Genomic DNA, 15,190 nt, shown 5'->3' with positions numbered 1-15,190 from the left:
CGACCTCATCCGTCGCCGTCGCCGGTCTGCTCGCCGTAGTTGCCCATGAACTGGTCGCGCTCGGAGAGGGCGGTCGTGATGCGGTCCCCCATCGCGTCCTGGAGCTGGGAGCCCGTGGACGAGACGCCGGTGATGTCCTGCGCCCGGTGCCAGGCGTCTGCCTGCTCCGGGCCCCACTGCGACATCGGCAGTCGGGTGCCGTCGGGGGCGTCGAAGACCGAGCCGCCGTGGCCGTCGCTGCCGACGTGGTCGAGGACGGAGTCGGGGAGGTTCCGGTAGACGGCGTTCTGGGCCATCGCCTGCGCGGAGCCGTTGACGTCGCTGAGGTGGTGACCCATCTGCTGCTCGACCTGCTCGGTCGTGTCGACGTCGTTGGCGCCGGTGATCGCGTCGACACCCTGACCGACGAGGAAGTCGCCGAAGCTGCCGACGACCGGCACCTTGCCGACGGCCTGCTCGGCGATGAAGCCACCGACCTTCCAGGCACTGTCGCCCGCGTTGCTGGTCGCGGCGTCGGCCGCGAGCCCGTCGGCGCGCAGCTGGTCGGCGTACCCGCCGCCGAGGTAGCTGGCGACGTGCGCGTAGGGGTCGCTCACCCGGCTGTCGGCGAGGTCGAGCCGGTTGGCCCAGAGCGCGTCGGGGTCGTCGGGGCCGGGGCCGAGGTCGCCGTCCGCGCCGCCGCTGAAGATCGTGTCGTAGCCGAGGTTGGCGTACCTCGCCGCCGCGTCCGACACGATCCCGCCGGCGTCCTCGCTGCGGCCGACCTGGTCGAGCGTGTACTTGAGGTGGTCGGGGTCGAAGTCGACCATCAGGTCGTTGCGCTGGTCGCCGGGCAGCCACGGCACCGGGTCGCCGGTCGTGATCGGGTGGTCGCCGTTCATGGTGTCGAACACCGACGGCATGTAGTGGCTGACCATCGTGCCGACGTCGGAGCGCAGCTCGGGGGCGAGCTCGTGGTCGGGGTCGCCGACGGCGTTGACGACGTCGTTCATCACCGAGGCCGAGCCGGCCTCGGGGTCGACGGTGGTCGCCGTGGTCAACGCGTCGCCGAGCGTGCCGATCTCGGACGGGCGGTCGCCGTAGTCCTCGAAGTTCGACCAGTCGCGGTCGTTGAGGTAGTGGTCGACCCGGTTGTCGTAGACCGAGTCGCCGAACGGGTCGTTGAAGAACTCGCGCGCCGCGACCGGGTTGTGCGAGAGGCCCTCCATGAGCCCGCCGAACGGATCGTGCCCGTTGGGCTGGTCGGGGTCGGGCATCCCGTCCTTCAGGTGCGTCAGGTCGAGCTCGCCGGGGAACGTGTAGCTGTCCCACGGGCTCGCTCCGCCGTTGTCGTCCATGTAGTCGTGCTCGAACTTCTCCATCCCGGTGCCGACCTCGTTGAGGAAGTACGCCGAGTGGCCGTCCGCGGCCAGGAGCGGCGAGAGCACCTGGTAGCCGTAGGCGTTGCCGATCACGCCCGGCGCCAGGTCGTAGTGCCCCTGCGCGGCAGCGTTCAGCTGGTCGATCCACTCCGCCGAGACGTGGTCGACGCCACCGGGGCCCGAGTCCGCACCGGCCGTGGCGGCGGCCAGGGTGTGCCCCCAGATCCGCTGGGCCTCGCCGGCCGACTCCCAGCTGATGGGGTCGGCACCGGCGGGTGGGTTGGCGAGCAGCGTGGTCTGGAGCTCGAGCAGGCCGCGGGGGCCGAGGTCGTCGAGGAGCGTCGTCGCGACGACGGGGTCCTCGCCGAACGCAGCGGTCAGCTCGTTGAGCTCGTCGAGCTCCGCCTGCGTGGGGTAGGCGTCCTGGTCGCCGGTTGCGACCACCGGCACCGCCATGTCGTCCCACCGGGTCGAGAGCGCACTGCCGACCGCCTGGCGCTGGTCGTCCGAGAGGGCGTCGAGGTACGGCGCTGTCTCCTTCGGGTGCTTGAACATGTAGTCGACGAGCTCGGCGTTGCTGAGCCCGCGCATCTCCGGCGGGAGGGCGGCGTCGGCGAGGGTGCCCGTGCCGCCGTCGTAGCTGCCGACCCGGGCCCCGGTGAGCACCGAGGCCAGCTGGGAGTCCGCGTCGGACGCGGCCTGGAGCGCGTCGGCGATCTGCTGGGCCAGCGCGGTCATCCGGGCCTGGTCGACCTTCTCGTCGATCGCGCCCAGGAGGCCGCCACCGTCGTCGGACGATGCCGGCGCCGTGATGCGCACGCCGCCACCGCCGGTCTCCTCCAGCTTCCAGCCCTCCGCTGCGACCGTGGACAGCGCCGCGTGGAGCGAGTCCTGGGCACTCTTGATCGAGGCCTGGGCGGCATCGAGCGCCTCGACGACGGGCGACACGGCGGCCACCAGGTCGGCGAGCCGCGCGTAGATCCGGTCGTGGGAGCCGACGGCCGCGGTCGCGGCCTCGCCCTGCCAGCTGCCCGGCGGGCTCCCGGCGTCCATCTCGTCCTGGAGGTCCACGAGGGCCTTGCGGTCGGCGTTGAGGCTCTCCGCGCTGGCGCCCACGGCTGCGGGATCCCAGCTCTCGAGCTGGGCGATGGTGGTCACTGGGCACCGACCATCGGCCGGCGGAAGGCGGTGTGCACGACCTCGTCCTCGGCCTCGAGGTGGTTGGCCGCCGCGATCATCTGGTCGCGGAGCGCACCGAGGTCGCGGGTCAGGTCACTGACTGCGGTCCCCCAGCTCTCGGTGAGCGACTGCGCCGCCCCCGCGCTCTGGCTGTCGGGCAGCGCCCCGTGCACGCCGGCCAGGTGCGGCCCCGGCTCGGTCGCGCCGATGCCGTCCGCGGCTGCGCCGATCTTCTGGGCGGCTGCGTCGACGTCGCCCCTGAGCATCTCCAGCGTCATGTCGGTCCCCGTCCCGAGTCGTCGCGCTTCCTCGGCACCTACCCGGTCGCTGCGAGCCAGAAACGCGGCTGTGACCGGCGCAGGGCAGACTGGGGCCATGAGCATGTCCTCCCCTGTGCCCGGCCTGAACCCGCTCCGCCTCGAGTTCCCGCAGTCGCTGGCCGTGTACGACGACTACGCGTCGGCCCAGAAGACCGTCGACTACCTGTCCGACAACGAGTTCCCGGTGCAGCACCTGATGATCGTCGGCACCGACCTCAAGCGCGTCGAGCGCATCACCGGCCGGCTGACGACCGGCCGGGTCGCCCTCGGCGGCCTGCTGTCCGGACTGTGGCTCGGCCTGTTCGTCGGGCTGATCTTCTCGTTCTTCGTGGACGAGAACGTCCTCGCGATGATCGTCTCCACGATCCTGCTCGGCGCCGTCTTCGGCATCGTGTGGGCGCTGCTCGGCTACGCGCTCACGCGCGGCCAGCGCGACTTCTCGTCGATCACCCAGGTGGTCGCAACGCGCTACGAGGTGCTCGTCGAGCACAAGGTCGCGGGCCAGGCGCGCGAGCTGCTCGCCGGTCTCCCCGGGGCGCTGCCCAACCCGTTCGAGTAGGCCGTCGGCGGGTCAGGAGTCGCAGGTCGCGGTGACCGACCTCGGGTCGTCGTCCGGCATCGAGATCGTGCAGTGGACGAGCTTGCCGTGGAGCTTGAACGGCACGCCCTCGGTGGTCGAGCCCGGCGTCATGCTGAACTCCGACTGGGTGACGGCACCCGAGTCCTCCGGGATCGCGTGACCCGCATCGTCGATCAGCACCAGGTCGTAGTTCTCGCGCAGCGTGTCCTCGGCGATCGTCACCGGGGTCCGGGCGTCGAGGTCGAGCGCCTTCGCGGTGCCGATCGGCACCGCGAAGAGCAGCACGATCATGGCGATGAGGGTGAGCCGGAACCGCGTCTCGTGGCGGTCCGTCTCCATCACCACGTGGGTGTCAGCTGAGCTCACGCTTGAGGATCTTTCCGGTGGAGGTCATGGGGAGGGCGTCGACGAACTGGACGATACGGGGGTACTTGTAGCTGGCCATCTGCTCCTTGCCCCAGGCGACCAGCTCGTCCTCGGTGACCTCGGCGCCGTCCTTGCGGATGACCACGGCCTTGATCTCCTCGCCGTGGCTCTCGTGGGGTACGCCGATGACCGCGGCCAGCGACACGGCCGGGTGCGTCATCAGCACCTCCTCGATCTCGCGCGGGTACACGTTGTAGCCGCCGCGGATGATCATGTCCTTGGAGCGGTCGACGATGTAGTACCAGCCGTCCTCGTCGCGCCGGCCCAGGTCGCCGGAGCGGAACCAGCCGTCGTGGATGGCCTCCGCGGTGGCGTCGGGGCGGTCGTAGTAGCCCTTCATGATGTTGTGGCCCTTGATCGCGATCTCACCGATCTCGTCGGCGCCCTCGACCGTCTTCCACTCGCCCGACCCGTCCGGCGGAGCGATCAGCCGCATCTCGACGCCCGGGATCGGGAGCCCGATGGAGCCGACCCGCACCGGCTCGCCGTACTTGGAGAACGAGGCGACCGGCGAGGTCTCCGACAGGCCGTAGCCCTCGAGGATCGTGACGCCGAAGCGCTTCTCGAACTCCTTGTGCACCTCGACCGGCAGGGCGGAGCCGCCTGCGACGGCCACCCGGAGGTTGCCGGCCAGCTCGGCGACGTCGAGGCCGTCGGCCTGCGCGCCCTCGAGGGCACCGAGGAGTCCCCAGTACATCGTGGGCACCCCGGCGAAGAAGCTGATCCGCTCCTTCTGCATCAGGTCCAGCGCCGCGCGCGCCTCGAAGCGGGCCAGCATGACGACGGTGCCGCCGTACGCGAAGGCGCCGTTCTGGCAGACGGTCTGGCCGAACGAGTGGAAGAGCGGCAGCACGCAGAGGTAGGTGTCGGGGTTGTCGGCGTCCGCCCCGAACAGCGCGGCACCCGAGAGCGCGTTGTCGCGCATGTTGCGGTGCCGCAGCTCGGCGCCCTTCGGCTGGCCGGTGGTGCCGGACGTGTAGAGGATGACCGCCGTGTCGTCCTCGTCGGTCGCCACGGTGTCGAACGTCGCCGGCTGGCCACCCATCGCCTGGGCCATGGTCTCGACGCCCTCGATCGGCGAGGCGTCGCCGAGCCCGGCGGTGATCACGAAGAAGTGCTCGCAGCCCTCGGCCTCGCTGAAGCCGGCATGGCCGGCCTCGCCCATCGGCAGCTCGGGCGTGCCCTGGAAGCAGAAGTAGGCCTTCGCGTCGGAGTCGCCGAGGTGGTAGGCGACCTCGCGCCCCTTGAGCAGGACGTTGAGGGGGACGACCGTCGCACCGGCCTTGAGGATGCCGAAGTAGACGACCGTGAAGTAAGGCAGGTTCGGGCAGGTGAGCGCGACCTTGTCGCCCGGCTCGATGCCGCGTGACACCAGCAGGTTGGCCACCATGTTGGAGAACGTGTCGACCTCGGCGTAGCTCAGCCGGGAGTCGCCGAAGACGATCGCGGTCCGGTCCGGGTAGGTCGTGGCGCCGTCCTCGAGGAGGCTCGCCAGGTTGTACGTCGTCATGCGCTCAACATACTGGCCGCGTGGCGGAGGTCACGCCGGACGGCGCGGGGCGCGATCTGCCGCAGCAGGGACACGAACGGGCCGGTGATCACGACCTCCGCGTCGACGTCGCACCCCTCCGCGGTCTCGGTGAAGGTGAGCGTGAGGGTCGCGGCGTACCCGCGCCAGGTGCCCCGCTCGGTCCAGCGGTGCGGGCGGTCGAGCTCGGTCGTCTCCATCTGCGGCCGCAGACCGGGTCGGGTCACGTCGACCCAGGTCTGGCCGACGCGCACGTCGCCGTCGACCTCGTCGACGCGCTTGAGGCTCGACTGCCACGCCGGCCGGTTCCGCGGGTCCACGAGGTAGTCGAACGCCACCTCGCAGGTGACCGGGAACCGGGTGCTCACCAGGTCTCGCCGGTGAGGAGCTCGTAGGCCTCGACGTACCGGCTCCGGGTGCGCTCGACGACCTCCGGCGGCAGCGGGGGCGGCGCGTCACCGGACGACCTGTCCCAGCCCGACTCGGGCGACAGGGCCCAGTTGCGCACGATCTGCTTGTCGTACGACGGCTGGGTGCGGCCGGGCTGCCACTCGGCGGCCGGCCAGAAGCGGGACGAGTCGGGCGTCAGGACCTCGTCGGCGAGCACGGTGGTGCCGTCGGGTCGGGACCCGAACTCGAGCTTGGTGTCGGCCAGGATGATGCCGCGCTCCCGGGCGACCTGCTCGGCCCGGCCGTAGACCTGCAGCGTCAGGTCGCGCAGCTCGGCGGCGCGCTCGCCGCCGACGGTGGCCGCGACCGCGTCGTACGAGACGTTCTCGTCGTGGTCGCCGAGCTCGGCCTTGGTCGCGGGCGTGAAGATCGGCCCAGGCAGCCGGCTGCCGTCCTCGAGACCGGCGGGGAGCGCGATGCCGCACACCTCGCCCGAGGCGCGGTAGTCGAGCAGGCCCGTGCCGGTCAGGTAGCCGCGGGCGACGCACTCGACGGGGTACATCGCGAGCCGCTCGCAGACGACCGCGCGGCCGCGGACGGCGTCCGGCACGTCGGTCGAGATGACGTGGTTGGGCGCGAGGTCGGCGAGCTGGTCGAACCACCACAGCGACATCCGGGTCAGGATCTCGCCCTTGTCCGGGATCGTCGTGTCGAGCACGAAGTCGAAGATCGAGATCCGGTCGCTGGCGACCATCAGCAGGTCGCCGCCGGGCAGCTCGTAGAGGTCGCGCACCTTGCCGGAGTGGAGGTGGGTGGCGCCGCTGATGACGGGCGCGGAGGGGATGTTGACGTCGGCCACACGGACACTCTAGGAGTTCCCCCTTCTCCTCCTTTTCGTACTGAGTTACTTTGGTTTCGAGGAGGGACCCATGATCCGAGCACCGCAGCCCGACTTCCTGATCGTCGGGGCGCCCAAGGCCGGCACGACGGCGCTCCATGCCGCCCTCTCCCAGCACCCCGAGGTCTTCGTGACCCGCCCCAAGGAGCCCAAGTTCTGGCTCTGCGACGGGGCTCCCCCACCGGCCTGGCGCGGACCCGGCGACGCGCACTCCCAGCAGGAGTGGATCTGGCGCCACGACGAGTACGCCGCGCTGTTCGACGCCGCCCGCCCCGACACCGTCCGGGGCGAGAGCACGCCGTTCTACCTGTGGAGCCGCGGCGCGCACCGCCGGATCGGGGAGGCCCTGCCCGACGTACGCATCATCGCCGTGGTGCGCGACCCGGTGGACCGCGCCTACTCCAACTGGATGCACCTGTGGTGCGACGGCCTCGAGCCGATCGCCGACTTCGAGACGGCCTTCGCGCGTCAGGACGAGCGGGTCCGCGCCGGCTGGGCGCCGTTCTGGCGCTACCGCGAGCTCGGGATGTACGGCGAGCAGCTGGCCCACCTGCACCAGCACGTGGATCCCGCGCGGATCCTGGTGCTGCGCTACCGCGACATCGTCGACGACCCGCCGGCTGCCGTCGACCGCGCCTGCCGCTTCCTCGGCATCACGCCGGGGCTGGTCGCCACCATCCCGCGGGACAACTCACGCAGCTATGTCCCGCCGGGGTGGCGGCCGACCGTGCTCGGCCCGGTGATCCGCGCGGGGGCGCACCTGGGCCAGTTCGCCCGCCCCGAGGTGTGGCGTCGGGCCAGCGTGCCGCTGACCGAGCGGCTGCGGACCCGCGAGGACGCCCGTCGCCCGCGGCTGTCGCCGGAGCAGCGCGAACGGCTGGTGCCGGCCTTCGCCGACGACGTCCGGCTGCTCTCCGAGCTCACCGGACAGGACTTCTCCGACTGGCTCTCCAGCGAGCCGAAAGGCTCCTTCGACGAGCGGCGTCCCGCACAGGCCGGCTAACGGACCAGCGTCACGAGGTCGTGCGCGCCGTCGGGGCGCGCGGCCTCGACGTAGAACCGGGTGCGGCCGTCGGGGAGCGGCACGGCGGAGGCGTAGCGCCAGGCGCCGTCGGAGTGCGGCGAGACGATCGGGTCGGAGTCGTCGGCGACCAGGCGCTCGCCGTCCCAGCGCGCGACCCCCGTCGTCTCGTACCAGTTGGAGGCGGCGTCGGCGCGACCGTCGTACAGGACCACGAGCGGGGCGTCGGACAGCACCGTCGTCACCCGGGCGCCGCGGGCGTCCCAGTGGCCCGGGCGACCGGCGAGCACCTCGCCGGCGTCGGTCCAGTCGAGGCCGTCGGCACTGGTCAGCAGCCGGGTCGTCATCCGGTCCTCGTGACCGGTCTCGGTGAGCGGGTGGCAGCAGAGCCACATCCGCCAGCCGTCCTCGGTCCGGTCCACGACCGGGTCCTTGACGGCGACCTCGTCGTCACCGGGCAGCACCAGCCGGCGCTCGCCACCGGGCAGGTCGGCCGGCGTCGCCGCGGTGAGGCTGTCGACCCACCAGTGCTTGGAGCCCGGGGTCGCGCAGGAGAGGTAGAGGCGCCAGCCGATGCCGGGCACCGGCACCAGGACCGGACGCTCGAACGACTCGCAGCCGAACGCCTCCCGGTCGACGACGGCGACCTCCTCGAAGGTGACGCCGTCGGTGGAGCTGGCGACGACCACCGAGACGCCGCGCCCCTCGGTGAGGGGGCGGCGCACCCGGTAGGTCAGCCAAAACGTCCCGTCGACCAGCACCGCGCTCGCCGCGCCCGCCCAGTTGCCCGGACCGACACCCGGCGCGGGGACCACGACCTGGACGTCGTCGTACGACGGGAGCGGGGGCAGCGTGTCGACGGACATGGGGCCAGCATAGTCGAGTCGGTCGCTCGACTATCGCTCAGCAGCCGCAGGAGTAGTAGAGGACGTCCCAGTGGTTGCCCTCGTCGGCGTACACGTTGCCCGAGGCGGCGGTGTAGAGCGGCGTCCCGTCGGTGCGGGTGCCGGAGTAGGTGTAGGTGTTGTGGACCCACGTGGTCAGGCACGCGGTGCGCGAGAAGTCGAGCTTGTAGCCGGTCGAGTGGCTGTACTGGCCGCCCGCGTGGCCGGTCTCGGTGCCGCCGGTGATCGTGAGCGAGCAGCCGCTGGCGTTCTTCAGGGTGATCGCGCCGTCGATGGTGGCCTGCCGGATGCCCTCGAACGAGGTGCACGTCGAGTTGCCGGGGTCGGTGCAGCCGCCGGACGACGTCCAGCCGATACCGGCCGCCGAGAACTGCGACGCGGCGCTCGACTGCGTCACGGCGGCGGCCGTGCCGACGGTCCCGAACGTGAGACCGAGCGTGGTGAGCAGGACGATGAGGATTCCCGAGACTCTCTTCATGCAGGTCCCCTGCCCGGGCCCTCGAGGGAGAAACCTCGACGTCAAGAGGAGGGCCGGAGCCACCACTCCATCCGCTTGGTGATCCACGGCAGGGCGACGTACGTCATCACCGGGGTCATCACCAGGACCGTGCACAGCACGCGGAGGACGAGCGGGAGGCCCGAGATCGTGTGGCTCGCGCCCCAGTTGGCGAGGACGCTGAGCGGGAAGAAGACGAGGAAGATCACGCACGCCTGCTTCCACCGCGGCGGCGCCGGCGGGGTGGGCCGCAGGTCCTCGACGTCGTACGTCGCGGGCGGGTCGAACCAGCCCTCGATGCCGGTCCGGCGCTCGATGCTCGACTCGCCGACCAACCCCTGGGCGGCGCCCAGCCACCACTCGCGCTGCGGGGACGCCTCCCAGGTCGCGAGCGCAGCGTCATCGGCGAAGCGGTAGAGCATGTGCCACTCCTCCGACCCCGTCGACGGCCGCACCCAGCCGGAGCCGAGGAAGCCCTCGAATCGGGCCGCGAGCGCCGAGCCGGCACGGATCCAGGCCACCATCTCGTCGTGGTGGCCGGGGCTGACGGTCCGGGTGATCGAGACGGTGACGGGAGCAGTCATGGGCTCGATCGTCCGGGGGTGCCGCCGTACGGCGCAAGTCGGGCTGGCAGCATGAGGCCATGCCGGAGTCTGCATCCCAGATCCACGCCCGCGTCCTCGCCGCCGCTGCCGACGGACGGCTGCCCGCCCCGGAGATCACCGGGTGGGACGTCTTCCCGTGGGAGGTCGTCGACGGGGCCCTCGCCCCGAAGGCGCTCGACGCGCCCGCTCCCGCCGCGCCCCGCGAGGGCGACGAGGGCGGCGCCCCCTGCCGCGTGTGCGCCGGCGTCCCCGAGGACCGGATCGTGTGGGAGGACGACGACTGGATCCTCACCCACGACGGCGAGCCGAGCGGGCTGCCCATGGTCGTGGTCCTGCACTCGCGCGAGCACATGGACGCCGGCGACTTCGACGACGACCAGGCCTCGACGTTCGGCCGGATCTGCAACCGCCTGGTCCGGATCATCCAGGGCCTGGACGGCATCGGCCGCGTCCACGTCAACCGCTGGGGCGACGGCTCGGCCCACTTCCACGTCTGGTTCTTCGCGCGGCCCGCGGGGTTCGAGCAGATCAAGGGGTCCTTCGCGGTCGAGTGGGACGCCATCCTGCCGCCGGTCGACGAGACCGTCTGGCGCGCCGACCTGCACACCGTGGCGACCAAGCTCGCCAACTGGGGCGGTCACGCCCGGGCGTGAGCGGTCAGTAGCGGACCTCGAACGAGCTCGCGCCGACCGCCTCCGCGTCGCGGACGTCGACGTGCTCGACAACCGCGAGCCGGGGGCCGTGCCGCAGCCAGGCCACCAGGGCGTCGACGGCTTCGTCGTCGCCCTCCACGTGGGCGGCGACCGACCCGTCCGGCTCGTTGCGCACCCAGCCCGTCACACCCACCCGGCGTGCCTCCTGCTCGGCGTACGCACGGAACGACACGCCCTGCACGCGCCCGGTGACGACGGCGCGGACGGCTCTCGTCATCCCCACATCCTGCCCGCCCGCGGATGCGCCCACCACCCATCGGGCACGGTGAGAGCGTGACCGAGCACGCCGTCGACGCACCCTGTGTCGACGAGCCCCAGTACGAGCCGGACCCGCGGCGCTGGCGGATCCTCGGCGTCTCGCTCGTCATCGGGTTCATGGCGCTGCTGGACGTCTCGATCGTCAACGTCGCGATCCCCTCGATGCAGGAGGGTCTGCACACCTCGGCCGGCACCATCCAGTGGGTCGTGTCCGGGTACGCGCTGGCGTTCGGCCTCACCCTGGTCGCCGGCGGTCGGCTCGGCGACGCGTACGGCCGACGCCGCCTGATGCTGATCGGGCTGGCCTGCTTCATCGTCTCCAGCGCGGCGGTGGGCTTCGCACCGAACGCCGCGCTCGTGGTGCTCGCCCGGCTCGCCCAGGGCGCCAGCGCCGGGCTGCTGACGCCGCAGAACTCCGGCCTGATCCAGCAGCTCTTCCGCGGGGCGGAGCGCGGTCGCGCGTTCGGCGTCTTCGGGCTGACGGTCTCCGTCTCGTCCGCCGTCGGACCGGTCCTCGGAGGCCTGATCATCGCCGTCGCGGGCGAGGACGACGGCTGGCGGTGGCTCTTCCTGGTCAACGTCCCGATCGGGCTCGTCGCGATGGTCGCGGTCATGGCGATGGTGCCCCGTCGTACGCCGCGCACCGAGCCGGCCGACAACCGGATCGACGTGCCGGGTGCGCTGCTCCTCGGGGCCACCGTGCTCTGCCTGCTCTACCCGGTCGTCCGGGTCGAGGGCGGCGCCCGGCTCCCGCTGCTGCTGCTCGCCGGCGTCCCGGTCTTCGGCTGGGCCTTCGTCGCGTGGGAGCGGCGTACGGCGCGGCGCGGGCACCCGCCGCTGCTGGACCTGCGCCTGCTGCGCAGCCTGCCGGGCTACGTCAACGGGCTGGCCGTCGGAGCGCTCTACTTCACCGGCTTCACCGGGGTGCTGCTGGTGACCTCGCTCTACCTGCAGGACGGGCTCGGCTCGACGCCCCTCGAGGCCGGCCTGCTGCTGATGCCGTTCGCGCTCGGCTCGGCGGTGAGCGCCCCGCTGGCCGGCCGCGTCGTCTCCGACCTCGGCCGCCGACTCACCGTCGGCGCGCTCACGACGATGATCCTCGGCGTCGTCCTGGTCGCCCTGCTCGTGCCGGGCCACGACCCGGTCTGGCCGTGGCTCGCCCCGACGCTGCTGCTGGCCGGCCTCGGCGCCGGCGCGGTCGTCTCCCCGAACATGACGCTGACGCTCTCCGAGGTGCCACCGCGGATGGGCGGCGCCGCCGGCGGTGCCCTGCAGACCGGCCAGCGCATCGGCGCCTCGATCGGCGCGGCCGTGCTGGTGACCACCTACCAGCTCTCCGGCTTCCGCGCCGCGCTGCTCACCGGAGCCGCCCTGGTCTCGCTGGCGCTGCTGATGGCGATCCGGTCGCTGCGGCAGGCCCGGACCTCCTAGCTCAGCCCGCGCAGCCGAGGTCCTTGGCGTAGCCCGACGGCGTCTCGCCCGCGAGCACCTGGTCGGCGTACCCCCAGATCGCCTCGGCCTCCTCCGCGCCGGCGCCCGTGGCCTCCTGCAGGACCGGCCACTCTCGGACGGTCGTGAGGATGCCGGCGGCCCGCTGGGCGCGCCGGTCGCTGTCGACCCGCCGGGCCTCGACGTACTCGGAGAGCCACTCGCAGGCGACGTCGCGTGCGACCTCGACGCCCAGCAGGTCTGGGTCGTCCTGGTTCGAGGAGAAGCCCGAGCGCTGGCTGGCCGGCGGGATCAGGGGGTGCACGTAGTCCCGGAGCTCGGCCAGCACGACGTCGAGCGCCGCCTGCCGGGCGGTGCCGTCGGCGTACGACGACGGCATCGCTGCCGCGAACGCGTCGCGGTCGACCAGGCGGACGTCGTCGAGCAGCGCGAGGTACGCCGCGGTGGTCATCGTCTTGCCGCGCAGCTCGAGGAAGTGGCCGTCTGCCACGTCGCGGATGGCGGTGGGACCGGCACCGTCGTACATCCACATCAGCGCGTCCCGGCCGAGGACCTCGATCGGCTGCCCGTCGGTCGGCGTCGCGGTGATGTGGCGGCGGTCCTCGACGTAGCCCGCGTACTCGGAGGCGGGGTACCAGCTGATCTCGAACTGCCGGTCGCCGTTCACGTAGGTGAGCTCGCCGGAGTCGTCGTCGGCGTTGACGCTCTCGACCGTCCAGCCCGGCGCGTCGAGGATCGCCCGGTAGACGCCGGAGCCGCCGGCGACCTCGGGACCCCGCAGGCCGAGGCCACCGACCAACCACGCGCTGCCGGCGATCAGGGCGAGGACCGCGGCGGCCGCGGCGACCGGCACCAGCCACGTCGTACGGCGTCGGGGGGCGTCGGTGCGGACCGGTCGGTCGTCGAGGACGGGCGTGCTCATGATCTCCTCCAGGAGGTCGGCCCGCCCGGCGTGGAGCGGCAGGTCGGCGACGGCGTCGTCGGTGAGCAGGGGGTTCATGAGCGCTCCTTCCGGGTGAGCTGTGACTGTCGGGAGGAGAGATGTCCGGGTGGCTCGGGATCGTTGCCGAGCAGGTCGCGCAGGCGGGCCCGGGCCCGGGAGAGCCGGGGCCGCACGACCACCGTGGTGAGGCCGAGGACCTCGGCGATCTCGCGGGGCTCGAGCCCCTCCCACAGGTGCAGCTCGAGCACCTCCTGGTCGCGGGCGCTCAGCCGGCGCATCGCCTCGGTGACGTCCGCGCGCTGCACCACGTCGTCGCTGGCGTCGGGCACCGAGCTCGCGAGCTCCTTGCGCAGCCGGCCACCGAGCGCGGTCCGGCGGTGGTCACCGCGGCGGTGGTTGGCGAGGACCCGCCGCGCCACGCCGTACAGCCAGGGGCGAGTCTCCGTCCCGGACGGCACGTGCGCGAGCCGGCGCCAGGCGACGAGGAACGTCTCGGCGGTGACGTCCGCGGCGTCCTCGGGCCGGTCGGTACGCCGGAGCGCGTAGCCGAGCACCGCGTCGAAGTGCGTGCCGTACAGCCGGCGGTAGGTCTCCTCGCGACTCTCCGTCATGCCACGCTCATGTCCGGCAGTCGCCCTGGCGTTGCAGTCCTAGAGGATGCCGCCGGGCGAGTACGCCGCGGCCTCGGGGTGCCGGGCGGCGACCTCGGCGACCCGGCGCACGACCGTCTGGACCTGGGCGACGGCGGCGCCGGTGAACGTGATCGGCTCGGCGACCAGCGACGCGAGCTGGTCCTCGGTGAGGCCGAGCCGGGCGTCGGCGGCGAGGCGGGCGAAGACGTCGTTGTCGGCCTGGCCCTGGCGCATGTCGAGGGCGGTGCCGACCGCCGCCTCCTTGATCGCCTCGTGCGCGGCCTCGCGGCCCACGCCGTTGCGGACCGCGGCCATCAGCACCTTGGTCGTCGAGAGGAACGGCAGGTAGCGGTCCAGCTCGCGCTGGATCACGGCCGGGAAGGCGCCGAACTCGTCGAGCACCGTCAGGAACGTCTCGAAGAGCCCGTCGGCGGCGAAGAACGCGTCCGGCAGCGCCACCCGGCGTACGACGGAGTCGGAGACGTCGCCCTCGTTCCACTGGTCGCCGGCGAGCTCACCGATCATGGAGAGGTGGCCGCGGAGCACGACGGAGAGGCCGTTGACCCGCTCGGCGGAGCGGCTGTTCATCTTGTGCGGCATGGCGGACGAGCCGACCTGGCCCTCCTTGAACCCCTCGGTGACCAGCTCGTTGCCGGCCATCAGGCGGATCGTGGTGGCGAGGTTGGAGGGGCCGGCGACCAGCTGGACCAGCGAGGAGACGACGTCGAAGTCGAGCGAGCGCGGGTAGACCTGACCGACGCTGGTGAGCACGTGCTCGAAGCCGAGGTGCGCCGCGACCCGCTCCTCGAGCTGCTCGAGCTTGGCGGCGTCGCCGTCGAGCAGGTCGAGCATGTCCTGCGCGGTGCCCATCGGGCCCTTGATCCCGCGCAGCGGGTAGCGGGCCAGCAGGCCCTCGATCCGGTCGAGCGCGATCAGCATCTCGTCGGCGACGGTCGCGAACCGCTTGCCGAGCGTGGTCGCCTGCGCGGCGACGTTGTGGGAGCGGCCGGCCATCACGGTGGTCTCGTGCTCGGCGGCCAGGCGGCCGAGGCGGCCCAGCGCGGCGACGGCGCGGTCGCGGACCAGGGCCAGGGACTGGCGGACCTGGAGCTGCTCGACGTTCTCGGTCAGGTCGCGGCTCGTCATGCCCTTGTGGATGTGCTCGTGCCCGGCGAGCGCGGAGAACTCCTCGATCCGCGCCTTGACGTCGTGGCGGGTGATCCGCTCGCGCGCCGCGATCGACTCGAGGTCGACCTTGGCGACGACGTCGCGGTAGGCCTCGATGACGCCGTCCGGCACGTCGATGCCGAGGTCGCGCTGGGCCTCCAGCACCGCGATCCACAGCTGCCGCTCGAGCACGATCTTGTGCTCCGGCGACCAGATCTCCCGCAGCTCGGCGGAGGCGTAGCGGGTCGCGAGGATGTTCGGCACGGTCACGTGCTTCATCCTCCCACGTCCGTTGAGTCGAGAGTTCTGACGGTCGAGT

General features: G+C 72.2%; 17 protein-coding genes. 4 read left to right on the top strand and 13 right to left on the bottom strand.

All coding sequences use genetic code 11. The annotated features are described in order from the left end of the window. Window positions 1-5 precede the first annotated feature (5 nt). Complete coding sequence (locus tag ASC77_RS18730; protein WP_056156401.1) at window positions 6-2,519, bottom strand: hypothetical protein; 2,514 nt, start codon at window positions 2,517-2,519, stop codon at window positions 6-8. Continuing rightward, complete coding sequence (locus ASC77_RS18725) at window positions 2,516-2,818, bottom strand: hypothetical protein (RefSeq protein WP_056156399.1); 303 nt, start codon at window positions 2,816-2,818, stop codon at window positions 2,516-2,518. The genes ASC77_RS18730 and ASC77_RS18725 overlap by 4 nt, the downstream gene beginning before the upstream one ends. Before the next feature lie 103 nt (window positions 2,819-2,921). On the opposite strand from ASC77_RS18725, the gene ASC77_RS18720 reads away from it, so the two are divergent. Continuing rightward, window positions 2,922-3,419, top strand: coding sequence for a general stress protein (locus ASC77_RS18720; protein ID WP_414813195.1), 498 nt, complete (start codon window positions 2,922-2,924; stop codon window positions 3,417-3,419). Between the two features lie 12 nt (window positions 3,420-3,431). Here the strand turns inward: ASC77_RS18720 and ASC77_RS18715 are convergent, their stop codons facing one another. Genes ASC77_RS18715 through ASC77_RS18700 form a run of 4 tightly spaced genes read right to left on the bottom strand, consistent with a single transcriptional unit; the run spans window position 3,432 to window position 6,643 of the window. Continuing rightward, complete coding sequence (locus ASC77_RS18715; RefSeq protein ID WP_156391171.1) at window positions 3,432-3,806, bottom strand: hypothetical protein; 375 nt, start codon at window positions 3,804-3,806, stop codon at window positions 3,432-3,434. After that, window positions 3,793-5,376 (bottom strand): long-chain-fatty-acid--CoA ligase, encoded by a 1,584-nt coding sequence (locus tag ASC77_RS18710; protein ID WP_056156393.1) that lies wholly within the window; start codon window positions 5,374-5,376, stop codon window positions 3,793-3,795. Before ASC77_RS18710 ends, ASC77_RS18715 begins: the two co-directional genes overlap by 14 nt. Then, window positions 5,373-5,762 carry an SRPBCC family protein gene (locus ASC77_RS18705; RefSeq protein WP_200945025.1) on the bottom strand — a complete coding sequence of 130 codons (390 nt, stop codon included), beginning with the start codon at window positions 5,760-5,762 and terminating at the stop codon, window positions 5,373-5,375. Before ASC77_RS18705 ends, ASC77_RS18710 begins: the two co-directional genes overlap by 4 nt. After that, entirely contained in the window at window positions 5,759-6,643 is an 885-nt protein-coding gene (locus ASC77_RS18700; RefSeq protein ID WP_056156388.1) for a phosphoribosylaminoimidazolesuccinocarboxamide synthase, read from the bottom strand. The genes ASC77_RS18705 and ASC77_RS18700 overlap by 4 nt, the downstream gene beginning before the upstream one ends. Before the next feature lie 70 nt (window positions 6,644-6,713). Between ASC77_RS18700 and ASC77_RS18695 the strand changes: the two genes are divergently transcribed. Next, window positions 6,714-7,685, top strand: a complete 972-nt coding sequence (locus tag ASC77_RS18695) for a sulfotransferase family protein (protein ID WP_056156387.1) — start codon at window positions 6,714-6,716, stop codon at window positions 7,683-7,685. Here the strand turns inward: ASC77_RS18695 and ASC77_RS18690 are convergent. The 3 genes from ASC77_RS18690 to ASC77_RS18680 are packed head-to-tail and all read right to left on the bottom strand — an operon-like array spanning window position 7,682 to window position 9,688. After that, window positions 7,682-8,569, bottom strand: a complete 888-nt coding sequence (locus ASC77_RS18690) for a hypothetical protein (protein ID WP_056156385.1) — start codon at window positions 8,567-8,569, stop codon at window positions 7,682-7,684. The genes ASC77_RS18695 and ASC77_RS18690 overlap by 4 nt on opposite strands. A 37-nt stretch (window positions 8,570-8,606) precedes the next feature. Beyond that, on the bottom strand, window positions 8,607-9,086 hold the full coding sequence (locus ASC77_RS18685; RefSeq protein ID WP_056156384.1) for a hypothetical protein: 480 nt from the start codon (window positions 9,084-9,086) through the stop codon (window positions 8,607-8,609). Between the two features lie 41 nt (window positions 9,087-9,127). Continuing rightward, window positions 9,128-9,688: an antibiotic biosynthesis monooxygenase gene (locus ASC77_RS18680; protein WP_056156382.1), complete on the bottom strand. Its 561-nt coding sequence runs from the start codon at window positions 9,686-9,688 to the stop codon at window positions 9,128-9,130. 59 nt (window positions 9,689-9,747) lie between these two features. On the opposite strand from ASC77_RS18680, the gene ASC77_RS18675 reads away from it, so the two are divergent. Beyond that, complete coding sequence (locus tag ASC77_RS18675; protein WP_056156379.1) at window positions 9,748-10,362, top strand: hypothetical protein; 615 nt, start codon at window positions 9,748-9,750, stop codon at window positions 10,360-10,362. A gap of 4 nt (window positions 10,363-10,366) precedes the next feature. Here the strand turns inward: ASC77_RS18675 and ASC77_RS18670 are convergent, their stop codons facing one another. Then, window positions 10,367-10,639, bottom strand: coding sequence for an acylphosphatase (locus tag ASC77_RS18670; protein WP_056156377.1), 273 nt, complete (start codon window positions 10,637-10,639; stop codon window positions 10,367-10,369). A gap of 56 nt (window positions 10,640-10,695) precedes the next feature. Between ASC77_RS18670 and ASC77_RS18665 the strand changes: the two genes are divergently transcribed. Next, window positions 10,696-12,111 (top strand): MFS transporter, encoded by a 1,416-nt coding sequence (locus ASC77_RS18665; protein ID WP_056156374.1) that lies wholly within the window; start codon window positions 10,696-10,698, stop codon window positions 12,109-12,111. 1 nt (window position 12,112) lies between these two features. Here the strand turns inward: ASC77_RS18665 and ASC77_RS18660 are convergent, their stop codons facing one another. The 3 genes from ASC77_RS18660 to purB are packed head-to-tail and all read right to left on the bottom strand — an operon-like array spanning window position 12,113 to window position 15,150. Further along, window positions 12,113-13,129 carry a hypothetical protein gene (locus ASC77_RS18660; protein ID WP_056156372.1) on the bottom strand — a complete coding sequence of 339 codons (1,017 nt, stop codon included), beginning with the start codon at window positions 13,127-13,129 and terminating at the stop codon, window positions 12,113-12,115. Beyond that, a complete protein-coding gene (locus tag ASC77_RS18655) occupies window positions 13,126-13,683 on the bottom strand; it encodes an RNA polymerase sigma factor (RefSeq protein ID WP_056156370.1) in 558 nt (185 codons plus the stop codon). Before ASC77_RS18655 ends, ASC77_RS18660 begins: the two co-directional genes overlap by 4 nt. Window positions 13,684-13,722: 39 nt before the next feature. Continuing rightward, window positions 13,723-15,150, bottom strand: a complete 1,428-nt coding sequence (purB, locus tag ASC77_RS18650) for an adenylosuccinate lyase (RefSeq protein ID WP_056156368.1) — start codon at window positions 15,148-15,150, stop codon at window positions 13,723-13,725. Window positions 15,151-15,190 lie beyond the last annotated feature (40 nt).

The organism is Nocardioides sp. Root1257 (assembly GCF_001425175.1).
Classification (GTDB): Bacteria; Actinomycetota; Actinomycetes; order Propionibacteriales; family Nocardioidaceae; genus Nocardioides.
The sequence above is the reverse complement of the archived record's forward strand: the minus strand, read 5'-3'. Positions and strand labels throughout refer to the sequence as shown.

What these genes read in the sequence shown, in the direction of transcription:
- ASC77_RS18695 (WP_056156387.1), top strand. Translation starts at nt 6,714, where the DNA reads ATGATCCGAGCACCGCAGCCCGACTTCCTGATCGTCGGGGCGCCCAAG.
- ASC77_RS18685 (WP_056156384.1), bottom strand. Translation starts at nt 9,086, where the DNA reads ATGAAGAGAGTCTCGGGAATCCTCATCGTCCTGCTCACCACGCTCGGT.
- ASC77_RS18720 (WP_414813195.1), top strand. Translation starts at nt 2,922, where the DNA reads ATGTCCTCCCCTGTGCCCGGCCTGAACCCGCTCCGCCTCGAGTTCCCG.
- ASC77_RS18690 (WP_056156385.1), bottom strand. Translation starts at nt 8,569, where the DNA reads ATGTCCGTCGACACGCTGCCCCCGCTCCCGTCGTACGACGACGTCCAG.
- ASC77_RS18710 (WP_056156393.1), bottom strand. Translation starts at nt 5,376, where the DNA reads ATGACGACGTACAACCTGGCGAGCCTCCTCGAGGACGGCGCCACGACC.
- ASC77_RS18660 (WP_056156372.1), bottom strand. Translation starts at nt 13,129, where the DNA reads ATGAACCCCCTGCTCACCGACGACGCCGTCGCCGACCTGCCGCTCCAC.
- ASC77_RS18670 (WP_056156377.1), bottom strand. Translation starts at nt 10,639, where the DNA reads ATGACGAGAGCCGTCCGCGCCGTCGTCACCGGGCGCGTGCAGGGCGTG.
- ASC77_RS18655 (WP_056156370.1), bottom strand. Translation starts at nt 13,683, where the DNA reads ATGACGGAGAGTCGCGAGGAGACCTACCGCCGGCTGTACGGCACGCAC.
- ASC77_RS18680 (WP_056156382.1), bottom strand. Translation starts at nt 9,688, where the DNA reads ATGACTGCTCCCGTCACCGTCTCGATCACCCGGACCGTCAGCCCCGGC.
- ASC77_RS18675 (WP_056156379.1), top strand. Translation starts at nt 9,748, where the DNA reads ATGCCGGAGTCTGCATCCCAGATCCACGCCCGCGTCCTCGCCGCCGCT.
- purB (WP_056156368.1), bottom strand. Translation starts at nt 15,150, where the DNA reads ATGAAGCACGTGACCGTGCCGAACATCCTCGCGACCCGCTACGCCTCC.
- ASC77_RS18725 (WP_056156399.1), bottom strand. Translation starts at nt 2,818, where the DNA reads ATGACGCTGGAGATGCTCAGGGGCGACGTCGACGCAGCCGCCCAGAAG.